15 protein-coding genes and 1 pseudogene are annotated in these 21,989 nt (G+C 57.4%); 8 read left to right on the top strand and 8 right to left on the bottom strand.

Annotated elements, in window-relative coordinates:
* Window positions 1-36: 36 nt before the first annotated feature.
* Together AC1MEE_RS13535 and ribBA are read right to left on the bottom strand one after the other, a co-directional pair.
* Window positions 37-660 carry a 2-phosphosulfolactate phosphatase gene (locus AC1MEE_RS13535; protein WP_480415828.1) on the bottom strand — a complete coding sequence of 208 codons (624 nt, stop codon included), beginning with the start codon at window positions 658-660 and terminating at the stop codon, window positions 37-39.
* Between the two features lie 70 nt (window positions 661-730).
* Complete coding sequence (ribBA, locus tag AC1MEE_RS13530; RefSeq protein WP_480416229.1) at window positions 731-1,870, bottom strand: bifunctional 3,4-dihydroxy-2-butanone-4-phosphate synthase/GTP cyclohydrolase II; 1,140 nt, start codon at window positions 1,868-1,870, stop codon at window positions 731-733.
* Window positions 1,871-2,388: 518 nt separating this feature from the next.
* Here ribBA and AC1MEE_RS13525 point away from each other — a divergent pair.
* A complete protein-coding gene (locus AC1MEE_RS13525) occupies window positions 2,389-6,312 on the top strand; it encodes a response regulator (RefSeq protein WP_480415827.1) in 3,924 nt (1,307 codons plus the stop codon).
* 2 nt (window positions 6,313-6,314) lie between these two features.
* Window positions 6,315-7,256: a diguanylate cyclase gene (locus AC1MEE_RS13520; RefSeq protein ID WP_480415826.1), complete on the top strand. Its 942-nt coding sequence runs from the start codon at window positions 6,315-6,317 to the stop codon at window positions 7,254-7,256.
* 139 nt (window positions 7,257-7,395) lie between these two features.
* Here the strand turns inward: AC1MEE_RS13520 and AC1MEE_RS13515 are convergent, their stop codons facing one another.
* Window positions 7,396-8,166 (bottom strand): DeoR/GlpR family DNA-binding transcription regulator, encoded by a 771-nt coding sequence (locus AC1MEE_RS13515; protein ID WP_480415825.1) that lies wholly within the window; start codon window positions 8,164-8,166, stop codon window positions 7,396-7,398.
* Window positions 8,167-8,426: 260 nt separating this feature from the next.
* Between AC1MEE_RS13515 and AC1MEE_RS13510 the strand changes: the two genes are divergently transcribed.
* The 4 genes and pseudogenes from AC1MEE_RS13510 (at window position 8,427) to AC1MEE_RS13495 (ending at window position 13,402) form a co-directional block, all read left to right on the top strand.
* Complete coding sequence (locus tag AC1MEE_RS13510; RefSeq protein ID WP_480415824.1) at window positions 8,427-9,707, top strand: haloacid dehalogenase-like hydrolase; 1,281 nt, start codon at window positions 8,427-8,429, stop codon at window positions 9,705-9,707.
* Window positions 9,708-10,191: 484 nt separating this feature from the next.
* Window positions 10,192-10,725: a DUF3087 domain-containing protein gene (locus tag AC1MEE_RS13505; RefSeq protein WP_480416228.1), complete on the top strand. Its 534-nt coding sequence runs from the start codon at window positions 10,192-10,194 to the stop codon at window positions 10,723-10,725.
* 685 nt (window positions 10,726-11,410) lie between these two features.
* Window positions 11,411-12,547: pseudogene (locus tag AC1MEE_RS13500) on the top strand (methyl-accepting chemotaxis protein); the annotation flags it as partial.
* Window positions 12,530-13,402, top strand: a complete 873-nt coding sequence (locus AC1MEE_RS13495) for a methyl-accepting chemotaxis protein (protein WP_480416227.1) — start codon at window positions 12,530-12,532, stop codon at window positions 13,400-13,402. The pseudogene AC1MEE_RS13500 and the gene AC1MEE_RS13495, both read left to right, overlap by 18 nt.
* A gap of 244 nt (window positions 13,403-13,646) precedes the next feature.
* On the opposite strand, the gene AC1MEE_RS13490 is transcribed toward AC1MEE_RS13495, so the two are convergent.
* Together AC1MEE_RS13490 and AC1MEE_RS13485 are read right to left on the bottom strand one after the other, a co-directional pair.
* Complete coding sequence (locus AC1MEE_RS13490) at window positions 13,647-14,963, bottom strand: ATP-binding protein (protein ID WP_480415823.1); 1,317 nt, start codon at window positions 14,961-14,963, stop codon at window positions 13,647-13,649.
* Complete coding sequence (locus AC1MEE_RS13485; RefSeq protein ID WP_480415822.1) at window positions 14,960-15,700, bottom strand: response regulator; 741 nt, start codon at window positions 15,698-15,700, stop codon at window positions 14,960-14,962. The genes AC1MEE_RS13490 and AC1MEE_RS13485 overlap by 4 nt, the downstream gene beginning before the upstream one ends.
* Window positions 15,701-16,063: 363 nt before the next feature.
* Between AC1MEE_RS13485 and AC1MEE_RS13480 the strand changes: the two genes are divergently transcribed.
* A complete protein-coding gene (locus AC1MEE_RS13480; protein ID WP_480415821.1) occupies window positions 16,064-17,308 on the top strand; it encodes a cytochrome c biogenesis protein DipZ in 1,245 nt (414 codons plus the stop codon).
* A 35-nt stretch (window positions 17,309-17,343) separates the two neighbouring features.
* Window positions 17,344-18,396 (top strand): alpha/beta fold hydrolase, encoded by a 1,053-nt coding sequence (locus AC1MEE_RS13475; RefSeq protein ID WP_480415820.1) that lies wholly within the window; start codon window positions 17,344-17,346, stop codon window positions 18,394-18,396.
* A gap of 74 nt (window positions 18,397-18,470) precedes the next feature.
* On the opposite strand, the gene AC1MEE_RS13470 is transcribed toward AC1MEE_RS13475, so the two are convergent.
* The 3 genes from AC1MEE_RS13470 to potA are packed head-to-tail and all read right to left on the bottom strand — an operon-like array spanning window position 18,471 to window position 21,405.
* Complete coding sequence (locus AC1MEE_RS13470; RefSeq protein WP_480415819.1) at window positions 18,471-19,355, bottom strand: ABC transporter permease subunit; 885 nt, start codon at window positions 19,353-19,355, stop codon at window positions 18,471-18,473.
* A complete protein-coding gene (locus AC1MEE_RS13465) occupies window positions 19,352-20,233 on the bottom strand; it encodes an ABC transporter permease subunit (RefSeq protein ID WP_480416226.1) in 882 nt (293 codons plus the stop codon). Before AC1MEE_RS13465 ends, AC1MEE_RS13470 begins: the two co-directional genes overlap by 4 nt.
* A 29-nt stretch (window positions 20,234-20,262) precedes the next feature.
* Complete coding sequence (gene potA, locus AC1MEE_RS13460) at window positions 20,263-21,405, bottom strand: polyamine ABC transporter ATP-binding protein (protein ID WP_480415818.1); 1,143 nt, start codon at window positions 21,403-21,405, stop codon at window positions 20,263-20,265.
* Window positions 21,406-21,989: the final 584 nt, after the last annotated feature.

Here is a 21,989-nt window from a genome sequence, read left to right as displayed (position 1 = left end):
TGACTGTCAGTGGTCAGGTACGTTGGAAAATGGCGGCTATCCCCTCAGGCAGTTGCCAACTAATGTTGGAACGACATCGAGGGTGCCTACCTGTGTAAACATCCTTGCCGACGTCAGCGCTTGAGCGTCATTCAATGTCCTTCCCGTCTGGCTCGACAACAAGCATTCCCACGCAGAGTTGCGGAATTGGTTATGAACAGATTGTGCAACGATTGCGCTGTCCGACCATTGCCACCGGTAGGGTGTCAGCGCGGACAGTTCACTGCAGATAAAACCAGCGGTGAATATGTCCAGCAGGTTTGTTTGTCCATCACTTCCGGCGCATACCAGCACGATCGACGAGTCTTGTCCTGCAGCGATGCGCCGGACGACAGCCGGGGCGTTCACAAGCGCTGCGGTATAGACATGACGTGCTTCAGAGGACTTGCGCAAGGCAGTGCCGCAAGCCCCGCCTGGTATTAAGTTCGACGTTTCGGCACTGTCTACCCAGGGCCCGGGTAGTTGATGCGGGCGAAGCAGGTAAACCTCGCTCGCGCCGTTGGCCAGCTGTTGTGCAATCAAAGAGGTGGTGGAAAGAACATTGATAATGACGACAATCTTCTCGGCAAGATTAAGAGCGTCGAGGTCCTCCTGGCGGAGCACTACATTTACTTTAGGCATGATTTTCGACCCGTCGATTTTTTACGGTCAGGTAAACGTGCGTCTAAATCTCTAAAGATTGATGATTCAGTCAGGCGGTAGCGAGGGCATAAGGTGTTGAGGTTCCTGACGGGCTTACATAGTCAAAAACTTCGAGGTTAAAACCTGAAATGGCATGATATTTACGTGGACTGCCCATCAGTCGCATTTTGCCAAGTCCCAGTAAACGCAGGATTTGCGAGCCCACCCCAATCATCAGGGAGTTGTGGTGATTGGGGACTTTTCGTTGCTGTACCTTAGTGTCCGCATTACCCAGGCTTTGTAGCAAATCGTCCGCCGATTCCGACGCAGCGAGCAAAACCAGCACGCCAACCCCTTCTTCTGCGATGCGTTTAAGGCAGCGATTGATGTTCCAGCCGCTGCTGCCGTTAGCTTGAATACCCAACAGGTCGCGCGCCGAGAGCCCTTGCTGAACTCGCGTCAGTACCGGTTGGTCCTTGGAAATCTGCCCACGCACTAAAGCAAAATGAACATTTCCATTTATGCGATCACGAAAGGTATGGAGTGAGAACTCGCCGTCGTCGGTGTTGACGACACGCATGCCCATATCATCAACGGTGCTTTCGTTGACCACTCTGAAGTGAATGAGATCGGCGATGGTGCCAATCTTCAAATCATGGTTTTTGGCGAAGATTTCAAGCTCTGGTCGACGCGCCATGCTGCCATCGTCATTCATGATTTCACAAATGACTGCGCTTTCTTCGAAGCCGGCGAGACGAGCAAGATCACAGGCAGCTTCCGTGTGTCCTGCACGCACAAGTACGCCGCCGGATTCGGCTATCAGCGGGAAGATATGCCCTGGCTGGACGAGATCGCTCGGTAGCGCATGTGACTGGGCCGCTATTTGAATGGTATGTGCCCGGTCTGCAGCCGAGATTCCGGTGGTAACACCACTCGCGGCTTCGATCGAATTGGTGAATTTGGTTCCGTGACTCGACCCGTTGTGCTTGACCATGAGGCCTAGGCCCAATCGCTCGCTCTTGGACTGACTGATCGGCATGCAAATCAAGCCTCGTGCATGCCTGGCCATAAAATTAATGTGCTCATGAATCACACATTTGGCTGCCATGACAAGGTCACCCTCGTTTTCGCGGTCCTCGTCATCAATCAACACGACCATTTTTCCATCGTGAATGTCCTGGATGATTTCTTCGCTGCTGTTTAATTGCATGGCAATACACTCAACGTGGGCAGGGCTTGTCATGGCGGCACCTCGAGAAAACAAAAGATTCCCAAGAGACCGCTACGGCGTTTTTTATTTTTTAAGGTCCAGTTGCTGGTGGGTCGTTCAGACCGGCCGGTGATCAACCCGTACAGAAACAGCTAAATGATTTCATTCGTAGTGACGGTTTTGGAATATCTCTCCTCCACGTACTGCATCGGGCGCTTGTCAGCAGGGACTGGCGGCCACGAGGCGTAGACCCTCTGCGCTTGATGATAGGGATTATGTTGATTGCAATAGCGGCTGTCAACGTTATGGTTGATTGATGTTGTCGTGTGCTAAAAGTTGCCCGGCGAGTAGCGGTCGTAGGGAGATGTTGCGAAGGTCCGCAGGGTGCCTGGGACAGCTGGAAAGATTTCTCCCGACAAAAAGTTGCTGCACTACTACGATTAATACTGTTTAAATCAATGATTGACCCACCTATCGGGAACGCAAACGTGGCACACCGGTTTTCGCTGACTTCCCGAATGACGCTGTTCATTTTCATCATGTGCGCGATTCTCGTTGGCACCGACATTTGGCTTAGTTTGGCCGCTCGCACGGTTCAACTGAACGAGATGACGACAGCCACCTCGAATCTCGCGCGCGCAATGTCTCAACACGCGAACGACACGATCAAGGAAGCCGACACTGTACTGAGCGGAGTTGTTGAGCGCGTCGAACACGATGGCACCGCCCCGGCAGCACTGGAGCGGCTACACCTGGCCTTCATCTCGCGGCTCGCTGAACTTGCGCAACTGAATGGCATCTTTTTGTTCGACCGCAATGGCGTGTTGATCACCAATGCATTACCTGGACCTTTGAAGAGCTATAGCAACGCAGATCGCGAATATTTCATTTTCCATCGAGATCACTCGGATCGAGGAGTCCATATAACGTCTCCGCTCCGGAGTCGGGCTACGGGGAAATGGGTTATTCCGGTGTCGCGTCGGATCGACAACCCGGACGGCACCTTTGCCGGTGTCGCCTCCGCCACTATCGACATCGATTTTTTCTCGCAATTTTATAATGGCCTCGACATCGGGCGAGAAGGTGCCGTTGCACTGGCTTTTGACAACGGAGTAATGGCGGTACGGCGCCCATTCGAAAGTCGTTTCATCGGAGCAAGCCTTTTAGGCACCGCGCTCTACCATGCACACACCACACAGGGGCCGTCTGGTACATTTTCTACTGTGTCTTCTCAGGACGGTGTGCTTCGCCTTAATAGTTTCCGAAATCTGCATGACTATCCGCTGTTCGTCGCAGCAGCGCTGTCGCGAGATGAAAACCTGGCCGCCTGGTGGTCGGATACGCTGTGGCATGCCGCCGGTATTGGTTTACTGGTGTGCGTGTTGGCAGTATTCGGTTTTCGTCTCATTCGCCAAATTACCCTGCAAACCGATACGAAGAAAGAACTAGCTGCCAGTCTGGAAACGATGCGGGCTATCCTGGACACAGCGGTCAACCCAATTATCACGGTCGATGGCGAAGGCAAGGTGCGCTCGTTCAACCGTGCGGGCCAAAGGGAATTTGGCTATAGCCCGCAAGAGATAATCGGGCGGAGTGTAAGGGAGCTTGTTCCAGAGTCTCACCTGATTGTCTATAACGATTACACCGCACAGTTCGCGCAGGAGAGTTTCACTGAAACCGGCAGCGGGGTGGAGTTGGCCGGATTGCGTAAGGATGGATCTGTTTTTCCAGTCCAAGTTTCCACGGGATCAATGGGTGTCGCGGACGAACGTTGCTTCGTTTGCGTCATTACCGATATTACTGAGCAAAAAAAGTCCCGCAGCGATCTTGCAGCCACGCGTGACCAGCTGCTATTGGCGGCCGATACAGCTGAACTCGGCATTTGGTCGTGGAACCTTTGCGACGATACGCTGCATTGGAATGAACGTATGTTCGATATCTATGGGCAGTCGCAGGCGTTGCTCAACAATGGCCTGAACTTCGAGCATTGGCGCTCGCGGGTGCATTTGGATGACATCGCTCTCTTAATGACTGCGCTCAAGGCCGTTATAGATGATCGCGAAAAAGGCCTGCCATCGTTCCGAGTCGTACTTCCCGACGGACGGATACGTCACTTGGAAACGCGGGTCCGAGTCGAGCGCGATGCAAGTGGTACGCCAGTCCTGATGACGGGAATCAACCATGATGTTACAACCCAGCATGAGATGGAATTGCGCCTGCGTCATGCCAAGGAACAAGCCGATGCGGCGAATGCTGCCAAATCATCGTTTCTTGCAAACATGAGCCATGAAATCCGAACGCCAATGAACGCGGTGCTGGGGATGCTGCATCTCGTGCAGCTCACCCCTCTTAATTTGCGTCAGCGGGACTATGCGAGCAAGGCCCAAACGGCTGCTAAATCGCTGCTCGGTCTGCTCAATGACATTCTCGACTATTCAAAGATCGAGGCCGGCAAGCTACAACTGGAGCTGCATTCATTCGACCTCGAAACGGTGATGCAAGACCTCGGTGTCGTATTGGCCGGCAATCAGGGTCAGAAAGAGATCGAAGTGTTGTTTGACCTCGATCCAGCCTTGCCCCGTGGCCTGATTGGCGACAGCCTGCGATTGCAACAGGTGTTGATCAATCTCGCCGGCAATGCCCTCAAATTCACGTTGAAAGGGCAGGTGATAGTGAGCCTTGAGCTCTTGGAGCGTACTGATTCTGCGGTCCGTGTCCGGATCGCTGTGACGGACAGCGGCATCGGGATTAGCGCCGGGCAAGTAGAGCGCATCTTTGAGGGCTTTAATCAGGCCGAAGCCTCGACCTCACGTCGCTTTGGCGGCTCGGGCCTCGGACTGGTCATCTGTAAGCGCCTCGTTAGCCTGATGGGTGGGGAGCTGCAGGTGGAAAGCAGTCCTGATGTGGGGAGTCGATTTTGGTTCGAAGTTTTGCTTGATGTGGACAAGTCGGCACCTGCGGAGGAAGCCCCTCCTTGCGCTGATCGGTCGATGCGTCTGTTGGTGGTCGATGACAACCCGATTGCTGCTGAGTTGCTGATGCGAACGGTGGCTGCGCTAGGCTGGCAGGCTGACCTCGTACGCTGTGGCGTTGACGCCGTGAGTCGGATAAGCGAGGCCGTCCACGAGGGGGAACGCTATGACGCGGTCTTGATGGATTGGCAAATGCCGGACTTGAGTGGAATGAACGCGGCGAAGTTGATTCGCGGGGTGAAAGGACGGATTCCTCCCCCCGTCGTCGTCATGATCACGGCTTACGGGCGGGAAATACTGGCCGAGGCCTATGAAAGGGGCGATGCGCCTTTTGCCGGGTTTATCACCAAGCCCGTTACGCCCAGGCAGCTGACCGAGGTGATTTTACGAGCTTTGCACGGCAGCGCCGCTCAGACCGAGACTCAAACGCTTGGGCAGAAGCCATCAGGGCGCCTTAAGGGCCTCAGCTTGCTGGTGGTTGAAGATAACGCCTTGAACCGTCAGGTGGTCGAGGAGTTACTCAGAGCAGAGGGTGCGAATGTCCAATTGGCCGAAGGCGGTCTCGAAGGCGTGAAACGCGTGATAACGGCAACAAAACCGTTCGATGCCGTTCTGATGGATGTTCAAATGCCAGACATTGATGGCTACGAAGCTACCCGCAGAATTCGCGCATACCCTCGCTTTGCGGCCCTTCCGATTATTGCGATTACAGCAAATGCGTCCGATGCCGACCGGCACGCCTGTTTGCAGGCGGGCATGAACGGGCATGTAGGCAAACCCATCGACCTGGAGTCGCTGGTTTCGGTGCTACGTGCACAAATCGATGGAAAAGTGGCCCCGGTCTTCATCGCAAATGATCAAGTCACTGCCCATGATGAACTGATTGAAGCGCGCGCCTCGATAATCGAGCGGTTAGATGGGAATCTGAACGTGATACGCAATGTACTGAAGATCTTCGGTACAGAGACAGAAAAACAACTTGTGAGCCTGGACGAGCAAATAGCAAAGAAAAACATCACTGGCGCCGCCAACGTGTTGCATGCAATCAAAGGAAGTGCTGGAACAATTGGCGCTATAGCGCTCTCAAGAAAAGCCGCTCTGTTCGAGCAAGCGCTGAACTACGGCGATGTTTCGACGACAGCAGGTATTCTTGCCAATGACCGCGCTGCTGAGCTGAGGCAACTGCTGCAGGCTAGCGTTCAGCAATTGATGAGCGCGTTCGCAGAGCCTGATAGCCCGGTTGCGTCGGCTGTAGATACTCTGCCTTTGGCAGAATGGCGATTCCATTTAAACGAAATATTGACGCTGATAAACGCTTCGAACCTAAAGGCAATTGCGGCCGCGGAAGCGTTATCTGTCCGGACGCAATTGGAACGATCTGCCAGATTTGATCTGTTCGTCAACCAGCTAAGGGCATTAGACTTTGCGACCGCGGCACTCAGCGCACGCGATATGCTGGAGCAACCGTAGCGGTGGAGAAAACTCTCGAAAGTTGGTTACTTCAAACAAACCGACGTCCAAAAATTCTGATTGCTGACGATCAGCCGACCAATATTCTGGTGTTGCATGAGCTCTTTTCCGCTCAGTGTGACGTGTTCATGGCTATCAACGGCGTGCAGGCAATCGAGGTATGCCAAGCCGAGCTGCCGGACCTGATCTTGCTGGACGTAGTCATGGACGACATTGATGGACATGAGGTGTGCCGCCGCCTCAAGGCTGATCCGTCGACGAGCACGATTCCGATTATCTTCATCACCTCGCAGAATCAAGAAGCAGATGAGGTATTCGCGCTCGGGCTCGGCGCGGTTGATTTTATTATGAAACCCATTAACTCCGTTATCGTACGAGCCCGGGTCCGAACGCACCTTACCCTGAAGTTGCAGGGTGATCTGCTGCGTGCGAGCGCTTTTCTGGATGGATTGACAGGCGTCTGCAATCGACGCAAGTTCGATGACGATCTGCTGACCAATTGGCGCCAATGCTTGAGAGAGAAGGCGCCAATGTCCCTCATTTTGCTGGATATCGATTACTTCAAGCGTTACAACGACCGCTATGGCCATCAAAGCGGGGACAGTTGCCTGAAGTTGGTGGCTAAAGTGCTTTCTGAGACGCTCAGACGCCCATATGACAGGGTGGCGAGGTATGGCGGTGAGGAGTTCGCCTGCATTTTGCCGAATACGGAACTTGAAGGCGCCGTCTGGATGGCCGAGGCAATGCTGGCTCGCATCCGGGAGTTGGGCATAGAACATCTCGGATCGGACGTTGATCGCGTTGTCACAGCCTCCGTGGGCGTCGCGACCCTGGTACCCACATACACGCTCGGTTCTGAAGCGCTGTTAGCGGCTGCGGACACACAACTTTATGAAGCAAAGCGCGCTGGGCGTGCGCAGGTTTGTGCAGCCAGAAAGGGGTAATGGCCGGAGATACTTCCCCGCGATTGTTTAACTCAATTATTGGCGTTTCGGCGGCGAACTCGGCAAGTATACGGCTCCTATTCCGCCGCATCTTGGGCATCACGCTGCCCCGATTCCCGTCGGAGCGGGCAGGGCACCACTACACCAGGACAATGCGCTTCAGCTTGGCGTTCAGTGCGGTGAATGCCGCTTCGGTACTGGCCTTGTGATTGGTGATGAGCAGGTCGATGCGTTCTGGCGGGCAGAAGGCGACGCGGCTCTCCACACCGATCTTGCTGTAATCGGCCAGGATGAACACGCGTTCGGCATGGTCGGCCATGGCACGCGCTACTTCGGCTTCACGGTGGTCGTAGTTGCTGGCGCCGCGCTGGGCGTCGATGCCGACCGGCGACAGCAGCGCGAGGTCGGCCCGATAGCGGCCGATTTCCGCCACTGTGGTGCTGCCGACCGTGGCCGGCGCCCGGTCGCCGAGCGAGCCGCCCAGCACGATCACCTCGTTGTGCTGGCTGCCCGGCGCAGAGTGTTTGCGCAACTGCAACGCCACATTGAACGAGTTGGTAATCACGGTTAGCCCGCCCAGCCTGGCCAGTTCCTCGGCGAGGATGGCGGTGGTGGTGCCGGCGTCGACAAACACGGTCTGTCCGTGCGCCAGCAGGCTGACCGCGGCGCGTGCGATGTCGCGCTTGAACTTGACGTTGCTGTGCGCCCGCTCGGCGATGGGCGCTTCGTCCTCGACGCGGATGGCGCCGCCGTGTATCCGCTTCAATTCCCCCAGTTCTTCCAGAGCCACCAGATCGCGCCGCACGGTCTCGCGCGAAACATTCAGTTCCGTGACGATGTGGTCGGTGGTGACGCGCTGCAAGGTCGATAGCAGTGTGCGGATCCGCTGGTAACGCTCTTCTTGCCACATGACGGGTGTTCCTGCTGTTTGAGCCGCTGTCCGAGCACGCATTGTGGAAGGCCGTCGGTCGCTGTCAAGTTTGGCGCGGCGCCATCACCATGGGCGGGCCATCCTGCGCGTCACGATTGTGTAATATTGTGGTGATATTGTTTTTTTGTGTATTTGGCGATAGCCTCGTGGCCGGAGGGTTCATCCACCGTCCTTATCTCGAAACACACTCTCGCCGTCGCCTCTGTTGCGACTTGTCTTTCCGTAGTAGGAGCTATGCCATGCAGCGTCGCCAGTTTCTGAACGCCCTTGCCGCCGTTTCCGTTACAAGCCCATTGTTGTTGGCCTCCCGCATGACGCAGGCCGCCACGGCCCCCGCCACGCCGAGCGATCTGGACCCGGCGCGCTGGTCGCCGCTCAACGTCGAGCGCCTACAGGCGGTGATCGACCAGCACGGCATCAAGAGCGCGTCCTACCGGCCTGACCAGCGCCCGTACGCGGTGTTCGACTGGGACAACACCTGCATCATGAACGACTGTGAAGAAGCGCTGCTGGTCTATCAGATCAACCATCTGCAGTACAAGCTGACGCCCGATGAGTTCGCCGCCGTGCTGCGCCAGGACGTGCCAAACGGCCCGTTCATGAAGGACTACGTCACAGTCGACGGCAAGCCGGTCAACATGGAAGACATCGCAAGCGACGTGGAAGCTGATTACCGCTGGTTGCATGCCAACTACAAGGGACTCGCCGGCGATAAGAGCCTGGAGGAGATCCAGGCCAGCGAGCAGTACAAGGATTTTCTCGCCAAGCTCTACTTCATGTACGACGCGATCTGCGACAGCTACCCGGTGGATATCGGCTACAAGTGGATTCTGTACTTCTACAAGAACATGACCACGGCCGAGTTGCAGGCGATGGCCGAGGCCTCCAACAACTACGCCATCGGCGACGCGCTGCGCAAGGTCAAGTACGAGAGTTCACGCACGTTGCCGGGCAAGGCAGGGGTGGTAGCGGACACCCACTTCCATGGCATCCGCATTCATGAGGAGATCCGCGGCCTGATGCACGCGCTGCGCGCCAACGGCATCGATGTGTATGTCAGCACCGCCTCGATCGACGACGTGGTGCGCGTGTTCGCCGGCCATTCCAATTACGGCTACGGTGTGCCGCCTGAAAACGTGATCGGCCTGCGCATGGAGATGGAGGACGGCAAGTACACCAGTCGCTATCTGCCGGGCTGGCACTTCAACTACGGGCCGGGCAAGACCGTCGGCATCAAGAACGTGCTGGTGAAACAAAAGGGCTACGGGCCGGTGCTGGTGGCCGGCGACAGCGACGGCGATGCCTGGATGCTGCGCGACTTCAACGACACGGCGGTGGGGGTGATCGTCAACCGCATGAAGAAAGGCGAAATCGGCGCCGACAGCCAGCAGGCCGCCGACCAGCTGGGCAAGCCGAACGCCCGCTTTATCTTGCAGGGGCGCGATGAGCAGACCGGCCTGATGATTCCGGACGAAAAATCGATCAAGTACGGCAAAAGCGAGCGCAAGCTGCTGGCTTGATGGTACTGGCTCGCGGCTGGTCGGTAGCCATCCGCGAGTTCAAGCAGAAAGGTCGACACCGCGCTGTCGCGCAGCAAACACGGGCTCGATTCTGCCCGGAGGGCGTAGGAGAGACCGGGACGCGCAGTCTTGTCTGCGAAAGCCGTGACTCGGTATGCCTGAAAGACCGCAGCGTATGGTCTTCGCAGACAAGTCAGCTCCTACATTGAATCGGTGTCGGACTTAAGATTTATATTTTATTTATCAATGGGTTATAGCTTATTTGATAGGAGAAACAGCTAAAGATGATTTCGGCGTAACAGTCACGACAAAGAGGGGCCGTCCGGCAAAAGCATCTGTTTGGCTCCGGGAAGCCGCTCCATGGTGTGTTGAGCAGCATCTACGAAACGTGGGCCGATTTATTAAGCGTATCTGTGCGCCTCTCTACAGGCGATAATGCCGCGCAATCTAATGATCAATTCAACAAAGGAATCCTGCAGTGGTTATGTTCGAGATCAAGCAGTTGAGTCCTGAAACATATCGACGGCAAACGCGACGCAGCACGCTGATCGTTGCGCTGATCTTCGCGCTGCTGGCCGTGGTGCTGTCTAGCCTTGCCGTGATGCTATTCGGCGAACCCGATGGCGATAATTTTCGCTTGAATCTGGGCGGCGTTATTGCCGGGCTGGTGCTGACCGTGGCGCTGGTGCGGTTCAAATTCTGGTCGCAGCCATGGATGGCGCCTGCCGTCTACGGCTGGCAACTCAAACGTAGCCTGATGAGCATTACCAACGTCATGCATGACGTCACTGTCGGCGTGCTGGCCCGTGATCCGGCGGCCATGAAACTGCTGCGCTTTTATCATCTGGGACTCACGCAGATGCACCAGTTGGATGGCAACTCCAGCGCTCTCAGCCAGATGGTGCGAGATATCGACCAACACAAAGAGTGCATGGCGGCCCTGGCAATCGATACCGACCAGTATCAATTGAATCCCGCCTGGCTTGAGTCGGTGAAGAAGACCGGTGCGACGAAGTAAACGTCGCGATACCGCGTGCCCGTAAGGCGATGGCCTTACAGGCTGGCGGATAAATTATTTCCAGAACAGCACACTAGAGTGCTATTTCCGCTCGGCTGGATAGCGCTGACTGACCCGAAGAGCACCGGGGTGTTGAATAGGATTGGGCACGTACCAGATCGGTATGAGTGGTCTGCTGCCAGAGATATATTGATTCGTCGGACGATCACAACCCAATAGAACTAACGCCACCAAGGCGCGCGCTGAATCACAACGGTGTGGTGTCATGGAATTGCCCCTTCCAAGCGTGACTAGGTGGTGGAGAGCGTAGACCATCTGCAGAAAGCCATCTGCGCTACTTATTTTCCAGCCGAAAGGCAAATTTCAATATTTATTCCAATAGTAATTATTTTAGAGTGAATATTGATTTTTTGTGACAGGCCTTCTAGCCTCATTTCGTCGCGAAGAACGCCGGGTTCAGCATGTCTACAGCCACATAAAAGCCTCGCCAGCCTTGAGTGGTCGCAGCGTTTCTGCGCATATCGATCGTGCCCCCAGTCGTCCCGACAGCGAAGAAAAAACTGCCGACAATGCCCGAGAAACTCCATCCCTTCATGGAGCGACAAACGTGCACCTTGAACACTTTTAGTACTGACTTGCCAACATTTGTCTCGACGTTAGTGTGTGGGGGCTGGATGAACAGCCTATGGAATTACAACCTCTACCTCTAGTAGAGGTCTTCTTGGAGAAACCCCCAATGTTTGGATCAATCGCACAGGCGCTGGGCAATATCAGTGTCAATCTTAAACTTGCGCTGGGTTTTGGCCTGGTCTTGCTGTTGACGCTGATGATCACCCTTACCGGTTGGTTTGGACTGAATTCGCTGGTCGAACGCGGTGACAAACTGGCGTCGATTTCCAAGCTGGGTGACATTACCCGGGACCTGCGCATAGCACGCCTGCTCTATACCATCAGTTACGATGGCGAGCAGGCGGCCGTCGTGCTCAAGACCCTGGATAATCTCGATCAACATCTACAGCGTGCCCACACCTTGCATAAGACGACTCGCGATATCCAGGCGATAGAGGAGGGTATCGAAGACGTGGGCAAATACCGCGAGGTGTTCAACCAATTTACCCAGGCCATCACGGCTCGCGAAGCCACCCGCAGTGTATTTGGCAAGTATGCCGACGTCGCCGTGAGTGAGCTCGACAAGGTTGGCGACGAACTGCACAAGGTTGTGGTTCCTGAGGAGGATATGCAGAAGCAAGAAAAGCTGCTTGATGCGATTGTCGATCAGAAGATGCTGATTCAGAAGGCGCGGTTCGAATTGCGCGGTTATACCTACAGCGGCAAAGCCGAGCTGGAGCAGCCCGCACTGGAGGCCATCGACCAGGCGCGGAATGCTATCAAACAGGTGGCCGAAAAAATGCCTTCCGAGCAAGCTGCTGGCATGCAGCGGGTCAGCCAGGCGCTGCTGGGCTACCGCAGCACCGTAGGTCAATTCCATGACGCGCAACTGACCGCTGAACACGCGCAGAAGGTTCTGAACGACCAAGTGATCCGGCTGCTTGAATTGTGTGAGCAGATGTCTGCCGACCAAACGGTGAAGCGTGACAAGGACTCCGAGCAAGCCAAGATCCTGCTTGGCAGTGCTGCCGTCGCCGCCTTGCTACTGGGCATCATCGCTGCCTGGGTCATCACCCGGCAGATCGTCGGGCCACTGCAGGAGACGCTGCGCGTCGCCGAGCGTGTGGCCTCGGGCGATCTTGGCGAGAATCTCAAGGTCAACCGTCGTGACGAGTTGGGCAAGCTGCAGGCCAGCATGCAACGCATGACGGTCAATCTGCGCGAGCTGATCGGCGGCATCCGCGACGGCGTCACCCAGATCGCCAGCGCCGCCGAACAGCTCTCGGCAGTGACCGAGCAGACCAGTGCCGGAGTCAACAATCAGAAAGTCGAGACCGATCAGGTCGCCACCGCCATGCATGAAATGACCGCGACGGTTCAGGAGGTCGCACGCAGCGCCGAACAAGCCTCTGAAGCGGCGACAGGCGCTGATCGTGAGGCTCGCGAAGGCGACAAGGTAGTGAGCGAAGTGATGCAGCAGATTGGCCGTCTGGCCACCGAAGTGGGCAACTCCACCGCCGCCATGAACGACCTCAAGCGTGAAAGCGACAAGATCGGCAGCGTCCTCGACGTGATCAAATCCGTGGCGCAGCAAACCAACCTGCTGGCACTCAACGCGGCGATCGAAGCGGCGCGTGCCGGTGAGGCCGGGCGCGGTTTCGCGGTGGTCGCCGATGAAGTACGTCGCCTGGCCCGGCGCACGCAGAACTCGACCGAGGAAATCGAAGCGCTGATCAGCGGCCTGCAGAGCGGTACCCAACAGGTAGCCAGCATCCTGGAAAACAGCCGCGGCCTGACCGACAGCAGTGTGGAGCTGACCCGCAGAGCCGGGACGTCGCTGGAAAGCATCACCCGCACCGTGTCGACGATCCAATCGATGAACCAGCAAATCGCCGCCGCCGCCGAACAGCAAAGCGCAGTCGCTGAAGGGATCAACCGCAGTGTACTCAACGTGCGCGATGTGTCCGAACAGACCGCCGCCGCTAGCGAAGAGACTGCGGCGTCAAGCATCGAGCTGGCACGCCTGGGCACTCATCTGCAGGCCTTGGTCGGACGCTTCCGCACCTAGGGTCTGTTGACGTTTGGTGGTGTATGCAATTTTTAGCCAAACGCTGATACCCGGCAGGAGCTGACTTGTCTGCGATCGGTCCCGGGTCGCGTCCGACCGAAGCAGTCGAAAAATGGCTGGACACGATATTGCTGGAAGGTCCTTCGTGTCGGACGCGACCCCGGCCTATCGCAGCCTCCGGCAGCTCCTACAGAGACCGAGTTTGCTGCGCGACAGCGCGGCGTCGAAGACGGGGCGACATATCCTATCCACCTGTCCTGACGCCCAATTTAAGCTCTGCACACAGGCCGCCACCTTCGCGGTTGCTCAGGGTCAATGAGCCGCCGATGGCCAAGGCCAATTGCTGGGCGATGGCCAAGCCCAACCCCGTGCCGCCGGTACTCCGATTGCGCGAGCTTTCCACGCGATAGAAAGGCTTCATCACCTCTGCCAACTCGTCCTCGGCGATCCCCGGGCCGCGATCCAGTACCTTGATCGACAGGTTGCCGTCGGTCTTTGAGTTCACCACCAGTTCCGCCGCGCCAGCGAATTTCAACGCGTTGTCCACCAGGTTGACCAGTACTCGCCGCAGGGCATGCGGTCTGGTATCGATTATCGCGCCGTTTTTCCCGGCGAGCTGCACCTGTTTGCCCATGTCCTGATAGTCGAAGACCAGGCTATCGAGAAAGGAATCCAGGTCGATGCGACAGCTGCTCTCGGTAGAGCCGTGGACACTACGTGCATAGGCAACGCCTTCGCGAACCAGATGCTCCATTTCATCCAGGTCGTTCCAGAGCTTGCCCTTCTCGGTGGAGTCGTCCATGAATTCGGCCCGCAGCTTCATGCGAGTGATGGGCGTTTGCAGGTCATGGGAAATAGCGGCGAGTAACTGCATCCGCTCCTTCAGATAGGAAGCGATACGGTCCTGCATCGCGTTGAAGGCGGCTGCGGCGTAGGCGACCTCGGTAGGACCACTCTCATCCAGGTGCGAGGCGTGGGTATTGGGATCCAGGGTTTCCACGGCCCGTGCCAGCCGCGTCAGTGGGCGGATGGCGATTCTCACGGCCAGCCAGGTGCAGCCAATCAATAATCCAAGCTGTAGCAGCAAAACCACAGGCAACCAGAGCGCGTAGGGCATGCCGGTAGGGAGGACATCTATCGTGACCGGGGCTCCATCGCTGAGATTCAGGTGTGTCTGGAAATGCTTCTGTTTTCCTGGGATGTTGGAGTACGTCAATGAATAGTCCTGGCCGATGGCGCCCTCAATCGAGCGCACCGCGACAGGCGCATCACTCATGTCCATGGGGACACGGGCCTCGCCTTTATCCAGCAGGTAGCGATAATTCTGCCGCTCCAGGCGCGGTAGCCAGGCTGCGCGCTCGGCGGCCGGTAAGCGGTCGAGTATGGCAATCGACGTCGACACATCGCTTTCCAGATTGCCCAGCATCGTCGATTTCGCGCTCTGGTAGCGTTCGTAGAATTGCAGGCTGAAGGAGAGGCCGTGGGCGAGGATCAGACTCACCAGAAAGATCAGCGACAGCTGGGACACCAGCGTGCGCGGCCAGCGCAACGAGAAGGTCAAGGTTGCGCACCCAGAATTTCCACTGGGAGGGAAAACACGTACCCCTCACTGCGCACGGTCTTGATGTAGGCCGGTTCGCGGGCGTCATCCAGCAGGCGTTGGCGCAGGCGGCTCACCAGCAGATCGATGGAACGGTCGAACAGATCGGCGTCGCGGCCCTGGGTCAAGTTGAGCAATTGGTCGCGATTGAGCACCCGCTGCGGATGATCGAGGAATACCCGCAACAGACGATACTCGGCGCCACTCAGGGCGACCATGGTGCCGTCCTTGTCCAGCAGATGACGGGCAGAGGTGTCCAGGCGCCATCGACCGAAGCCGAGCAGGCGGCCGCTTTCGGTGACCACCAGGTTCGGTGGCAGCATTCGGGTGCGCCTGAGCACGGCATTGATCCGGGCCAGCAACTCGCGGGCGGCGAATGGCTTGACCAGGTAATCGTCGGCGCCCATCTCCAGGCCGATGATGCGGTCGGTTTCATCGTTGCGGGCGGTGAGCATCAGTACCGGGGTGGCTTTGTGTTTCCCGGCGCGCAGCTCGCGACACAGCAGCAGGCCGTCGTCGCCCGGAAGCATGATGTCGAGCACGATCAGATCGACCGGTGTGGACTCAAGGAAGCTACGCATCTGACGACCATCGGCCACCACCGTCGTGCGCAGGCCGTTCTTCTTCAGGTAGTTGCCCACCAGTTCTCTGATCTCGCGATCATCATCCACTATCAAAATATGATCGACATGATCCATTCGCTCAGCCTCTGTCAACGTTTGCTCTGTGCGCATTCTAGCGAGCCGCTATGGGCTTGCCCGCAACCCTTTGTATTGCAGTGTATCTGGCGCGCACTGGATACACGCAGACGCAAAAAAGCGGTTTTTTCGGTGACATGTATCGCTGTGTATCCAGGTGCCACTTTGATACTTGCCGATTTAACCGGCGCTGTTTCCGACACAGACGAGATACCTCAAGGGCATTCAATAGGCTCCGTCCAGTCCACCCCGCAGGGTCAGCGCCAAGAGCGTCTGCGCGAGGCCTGAAACGCCTGACTTGGTCGCGAGCGAAAAGGTCGCTCGCTTAACCCACCCTAGCCCCACACTCAGCAGGTGATCCGCATGCTACTCATCGCTTTTCTGGGCGGGATATTGACTGTCCTCAGCCCCTGCATTCTTCCGGTCGTTCCGTTCCTGTTCGCCCGTTCGGACCGGTCACGTTCCTCGATCTTTTTAACCTTGAGCGGCATGGTGTTGACCTTCGCGCTGGTGTCGAGCCTCGCGGTGGTGAGCAGCGATTGGGTGGTACAGGCCAATAACACCGGGCGGCATTTGGCGCTGATCGTCATGGTGCTGTTCGCCCTGTCGCTGATTTCGGCCAGGGTCGGCACCTGGCTGGCACGCCCCTTGGTCATGCTCGGCAACCGTATCGATCCCGCCGCCCGCAAGATGTCTGGCCCGGTGGCCTCGGTGCTGGCAGGCGTCGCAACGGGGTTGCTCTGGGCGCCTTGTGCCGGGCCGATCCTCGGGGTAATCCTCACGGGGGCCATGCTCCAGGGCGCGAGCGCAGAAACCAGCCTGTTGCTGCTGGCCTATGGCCTGGGTAGCGCATTGTCCCTGGGCACGCTGATCTTCGCCGGCCGAGGCCTGGTCAACCGATTGAAACCCTCGATACCGGTCATCGGCTGGCTGAGACGCGGCGCGGGTTGCGCGATGTTGCTGGCGGCTGTGGTCATTGCCACCGGAGCCGATAACACACTGCTCGCCGGCACCTCTTCCCAGGGCGCCAATGCCGTCGAGCAAAGCCTTCTGGAAACGGTCCCCAAGGCGGTCGACTATATCGTCAGCAAAGTCAGCGCGGAGTCATCAACGGAATTGGCAGCGAATGGCCGCATGCCGTCACTGTCTGGCGCGGTCGAGTGGCTGAATTCTGCGCCTCTCAGCAGCGAGTCACTGCATGGCAAAGTGGTCCTGGTGGACTTCTGGACCTACGATTGCATCAACTGCCAACACACGCTGCCCTATGTGAACGGGTGGGCGAAGAAGTACGAGAAAGATGGACTGGTGGTGATTGGCGTCCATACGCCTGAGTACGGCTACGAGAAAATCCTCGACAATGTCCGTCAGCAGGTCAAGCAGCTCGGCATCGGCTACCCGGTCGCCATCGATAATAACTACGCGATCTGGCGCGCATTCGACAATCAGTACTGGCCCGCCCACTATTTCATCGATGCCAAGGGCCAGATTCGCTATAGCCATTTCGGCGAAGGCCGGTACGACACTCAGGAGAAGGTGATTCAGACGTTGTTGGAGGAGGCGAAGGCTGACGGTAAAGCCACTAACGACACCCGTGGAACAGCGAAGTAAAAGCACGGGCTGGCAATCCAATTGGAGAGAGACAAATGTCCGAAGAAATCAACCATGATCGCCGCCGCCTGATTGGCACCGCGGCCGTAACCCTCGCTGCCGCCCAGCTCGGCCTGATCGGGTCTGCGAATGCGCAGTCCAGTACGGCAAAATCGGCAGCTCTGCCCACGATCAAGCCGGGGACGAACACCTCGTTCGGCTCACTGAAGCAGATCGATGCCGGCCTCCTGAATGTCGGATACGCTGAAGCGGGCCCTGCCGATGGTCCTGTGGTCATTCTTCTGCACGGTTGGCCCTACGACATTCACAGCTTTGTCGATGTCAGCCCTTTGCTGGCGTCGGCAGGTTACCGGGTGATCGTCCCGCATCTGCGCGGTCACGGCACGACGCGCTTTCTTTCAAGCGAAACATTCCGCAATGCCCAGCAGTCGGTGGTCGCTCTCGATATCATCGCGTTGATGGATGCTCTGAAGATCCAGACGGCGATCCTCGCCGGTTATGATTGGGGCGCGCGGACGGCCAATATCATCGCGGCGCTCTGGCCGGAGCGCTGCAAGGCCATGGTCTCGGTGAATGGTTATCTGATCAACAACCTTGAACGCAACAAGCTACCGTTGCCGCCAAAGGCTGAGTACGGATGGTGGTACCAGTTTTACTTCGCCACAGAACGCGGTCGGATGGGCTACGAGACAAACCGGCGCGAATTTGCCCATATCATCTGGAAGTCCAACTCGCCGAAGTGGGACTTCGACGATGCCACGTTCAATCGCACCGCAGCCTCCTTCGATAACCCGGATTACATCGCTATCGTGATCCACAACTACCGCTGGCGGCTGAGCCTGGCTGCAGGCGAACCGCAATACGACGAGCTGGAAAAGCGCCTTGCGGAAGGCCCCGTCATCGCTGTGCCCACGATCACCCTCGATGGTGATTCCGATGGTGTCGCACCGGCCACGGACGGCACGTCCTATGCCAGGAAATTCTCCGGCAAGCGGACGCACCGGATCATCAAGGGCGTTGGCCATAACCTGCCGCAGGAAGCACCTCAAGCGTTCGCCGAAGCAGTCGTTGAAGTCGACGGATACTGATTGAGTGCCGGGGCGTCGCCTCTACACTCAATCAGCGAACGCTTGCCGTCTGCTGGTCGGTGAAACGCGGCTGCCTAGGCAACCGCACCTGCCATGCGTGGCTCAGGTTGTTTCCACGATTCGTTCGCGGTGTACTCCATGGCTTCTTGGACAGCGCGTTTGCGATTGGCCTCTGCCCGACGACCGAAGTACCAGATCAGGAAGGTGATGAAGGACACAGACAGCAGGATCAGGCTCGCAATGGCGTTGATCTCTGGTTTGACCCCCAGACGTACTGCGGAGAACACCTCCATTGGCAAGGTCGTCGAACCCGGTCCCGAAACGAAGCTGGCGAGCACCAGGTCGTCGAGGGACAAGGCGAAGGACATCATGCCGCCCGCTGCCAGTGACGGAGCGATCATTGGGATGGTGATCAGCGCAAATACCTTCCACGGGCGTGCCCCCAGGTCCATGGCCGCTTCCTCGATGGACAGATCCAGTTCACGCAAGCGTGACGAAACCACCACTGCGACATAGGCGGAACAGAAGGTGGTGTGAGCGATCCAGATCGTCATCAGGCCACGCTCTTGAGGCCAGCCCAGAATCTGCGCCATGGCGATGAACAGCAGCAACAAGGACAGGCCGGTGATGACCTCCGGCATGACCAGCGGCGCGGTCACCAGACCACCAAACAGCGTGCGGCCTTTGAAGCGGGTGACGCGGGTCAGCACGAACGCCGCCAATGTGCCGAGGATCACGGCGGAGATTGCGGTGTTGCAGGCCACTTCAAGGGACCTGCCCACAGAGCCCATCAGTTGCTTGTTGTCGAGCAGGCCGGCGTACCAGTGAGTGGACCAGCCGCCCCACACCGTCACCAGCTTGGAGGCGTTGAAGGAGTAGATCACCAAAATCACCATCGGCATGTAGATAAACAACAGGCCGAGGATCAGCATCAATCTTGAAAACCCGAAACGGTTCATGCCCGTCCCTCCATCTCTTTGGCTTGGCTGCGGTTGAAGAGCAAAATGGGCACGATCAGGATCGCCAGCATGATCACCGCCAATGCCGAGGCGACAGGCCAGTCGCGGTTGTTGAAGAACTCCTGCCACAGCACTCGGCCGATCATCAGGGTTTCCGGTCCACCGAGCAGCTCGGGGATGACGAACTCACCGACAACCGGAATGAACACCAGCATGCAGCCGGCGACGATGCCGTTCCTGGCCATGGGCACGGTGATTTTCCAGAAGCTGTTGAAGGTGCTCGACCCCAGGTCTGATGCGGCCTCAAGCAGGCTCTGGTCGTGCTTGACCAGGTTGGCGAACAGCGGCAACACCATGAATGGCAGGTAGGCATACACGACGCCGATATACACCGCGGTGTTGGTGTTCAATATCTCTATCGGTTGGTCAATCAGGCCGGTCCACAGCAAAAATGCATTCAGCAGCCCGTTGTTGCTCAGGATGCCCATCCAGGCGTAAACCCTGATCAGGATGGCCGTCCAGGTCGGCATCATGATCAACAGCAGCAATACGGTCTGCGCCTCCTTGCGGGCCTTGGAGATGGCATAGGCCATCGGGAAGCCAATCACCAGACACATCAGCGTACTGAAGAAGGCCACTTTCAAGGAGCCCAGGTACGCGGAGATGTACAGGCCATCGTCCGCCAGCATCCCGTAGTTGCTGAGGTTCAGGAGCAGTTGAAACTTCTGTTCGGCGAAGCTGTAAATCTCTGTGTAGGGTGGAATGGCCAGCGCTGCTTCAGAAAAGCTGATCTTCGTCACAATGAAGAACGGCAGCATGAAAAACAGGCATAGCCAGATGAAGGGAATACCGATGACCAGTTGCCGGCCGCTCGGTATCAACTGCTGAATCCGCTTGTTAATAGTGCTCATGAGCGCAGTACCACGCCGCTGTCATCCTCCCACCAGACATAGACGGTGTCGTCCCAGGTAGGGCGCGTGCCACGGCGTTCGGCGTTGGCCATGAACGACTGGACGATCTTGCCGCTTGGCAGTTGCACGTAAAACACCGAGTGCCCACCCAGGTAGGCAATGTCGTGCACCTTGCCCTTGGCCCAGTTGTAGCGGGAGTCAGGCTGCAACGTTGTCACCAGCATTTTTTCCGGGCGAATGGCGTAGGTGACCGCCTTGTCTTCTACCGAGGTGCTGACGCCGTGGCCGACGTAGATGTTCTGCGCAAGGTCCGGACTTTTGATGATCGCGTAGCCTTCCTCATCTTCGGTCACGATGCCGTCGAAGGCGTTCACGTTGCCGATGAATTCGCACACCAGGCGGCTCACAGGGGCTTCGTAGATGTCCACCGGGCTACCGGTCTGGGCGATCCAGCCCAGGTGCATGATGGAGATGCGCTGGGCCATGGTCATGGCCTCTTCCTGATCGTGGGTCACCATGATGCAGGTCACGCCGACCCGCTCGATGATCTCCACCAACTCAAGTTGCATCTGTTGGCGCAGTTTCTTGTCCAGCGCACCCATGGGCTCGTCCAGCAACAACAGCTTCGGCTTTTTCGCCAGCGAGCGCGCCAGGGCGACCCGTTGACGCTGACCGCCGGATAGCTGATGCGGCTTGCGCCTGGCGTATTGGCTCATCTGCACCAGCTTGAGCATTTCTTCTACGCGGGCTTCGATTTCGGCGGTAGGAAGTCGATCCTGCTTCAGTCCAAAGGCGATGTTCTGGGCCACGGTCATGTGCGGGAACAGCGCGTAGGACTGGAACATCATGTTGATCGGCCGCTCGTAGGGCGGCATGTCGGTGATGTCCACGCCGTCGAGGAGGATACGTCCCTCGGTCGGGCGCTCGAAGCCGGCGAGCATGCGCAGCAGCGTTGATTTGCCTGAGCCGGAACCACCCAGTAAGGCGAAGATTTCGCCCTGGCGGATTTCCAGGGACACATCGTCCACGGCAATCGTCTCGTCAAACTTCTTGGTTACGCGGTCGATTTTAACCAGCACCTTCTTGGGGTGCGGATTGCCTTCGAGGGCCTTCCTGTAAATGCTGGAGGCGTTTGCCATGTGAAACTCCCAACGGGTGTTAGCAGTCGGGCCAATACGGCCGGACTTAATAGAGTGATTTCAAACCCATCCGAGCGGTCCGTGGTTTTACACAGCCTGCTCGGTGGGTTCATCCATGCGGCTGTCCTGGCCGCCCAACGCTGCTTCTTGTTTTCGTGATAACTGTCTGGCCACCGCGTGGCGCGCGCACTGACGCACGGGCCACTGCGCAGTGGCGTCGGGATGATTGAGTGGTGTCTTGGGTGGTCGCTCAGGCGGGCGCGGTGGCCTCGGCCCGTAGAGGGGGCGACAGATTGCTGGATTGAGCATTCACGGCATGGGCGGCCTGTAGGCAGGCGCTGACGTCGACCAATGGCTTGATTGCCATTTTTATTCACCTCGGGAAACACATTGAGCGAGTTTTTTCGGAGCTTAGCCTCGTTGATTTTAATTAACAACTCCTCCGTAAAAAATTCCACACGAAACGGCAAGGATGTTCGGAATATAAAGTCGTCCGCCGTACGACTGGCGAATTATTGCCCTGTTTTGGTGCAAAATAGGTCTATTGACTTCCTTTGGCCTTTCGGATTGACTGAAATAGTGAA

This window comes from Pseudomonas sp. ASL3 (genome assembly GCF_056680425.1).
This window is presented reverse-complemented; position numbering and strand designations above follow the sequence as displayed.

Coding starts and splice junctions, on each gene's coding strand:
- AC1MEE_RS13535 (WP_480415828.1), bottom strand. CDS start 660: ATGCCTAAAGTAAATGTAGTGCTCCGCCAGGAGGACCTCGACGCTCTT.
- ribBA (WP_480416229.1), bottom strand. CDS start 1,870: ATGCAATTAAACAGCAGCGAAGAAATCATCCAGGACATTCACGATGGA.
- AC1MEE_RS13525 (WP_480415827.1), top strand. CDS start 2,389: ATGACGCTGTTCATTTTCATCATGTGCGCGATTCTCGTTGGCACCGAC.
- AC1MEE_RS13515 (WP_480415825.1), bottom strand. CDS start 8,166: ATGTGGCAAGAAGAGCGTTACCAGCGGATCCGCACACTGCTATCGACC.
- AC1MEE_RS13510 (WP_480415824.1), top strand. CDS start 8,427: ATGCAGCGTCGCCAGTTTCTGAACGCCCTTGCCGCCGTTTCCGTTACA.
- AC1MEE_RS13505 (WP_480416228.1), top strand. CDS start 10,192: ATGTTCGAGATCAAGCAGTTGAGTCCTGAAACATATCGACGGCAAACG.
- AC1MEE_RS13495 (WP_480416227.1), top strand. CDS start 12,530: ATGCAACGCATGACGGTCAATCTGCGCGAGCTGATCGGCGGCATCCGC.
- AC1MEE_RS13485 (WP_480415822.1), bottom strand. CDS start 15,700: ATGGATCATGTCGATCATATTTTGATAGTGGATGATGATCGCGAGATC.
- AC1MEE_RS13480 (WP_480415821.1), top strand. CDS start 16,064: ATGCTACTCATCGCTTTTCTGGGCGGGATATTGACTGTCCTCAGCCCC.
- AC1MEE_RS13475 (WP_480415820.1), top strand. CDS start 17,344: ATGTCCGAAGAAATCAACCATGATCGCCGCCGCCTGATTGGCACCGCG.
- AC1MEE_RS13470 (WP_480415819.1), bottom strand. CDS start 19,355: ATGAACCGTTTCGGGTTTTCAAGATTGATGCTGATCCTCGGCCTGTTG.
- potA (WP_480415818.1), bottom strand. CDS start 21,405: ATGGCAAACGCCTCCAGCATTTACAGGAAGGCCCTCGAAGGCAATCCG.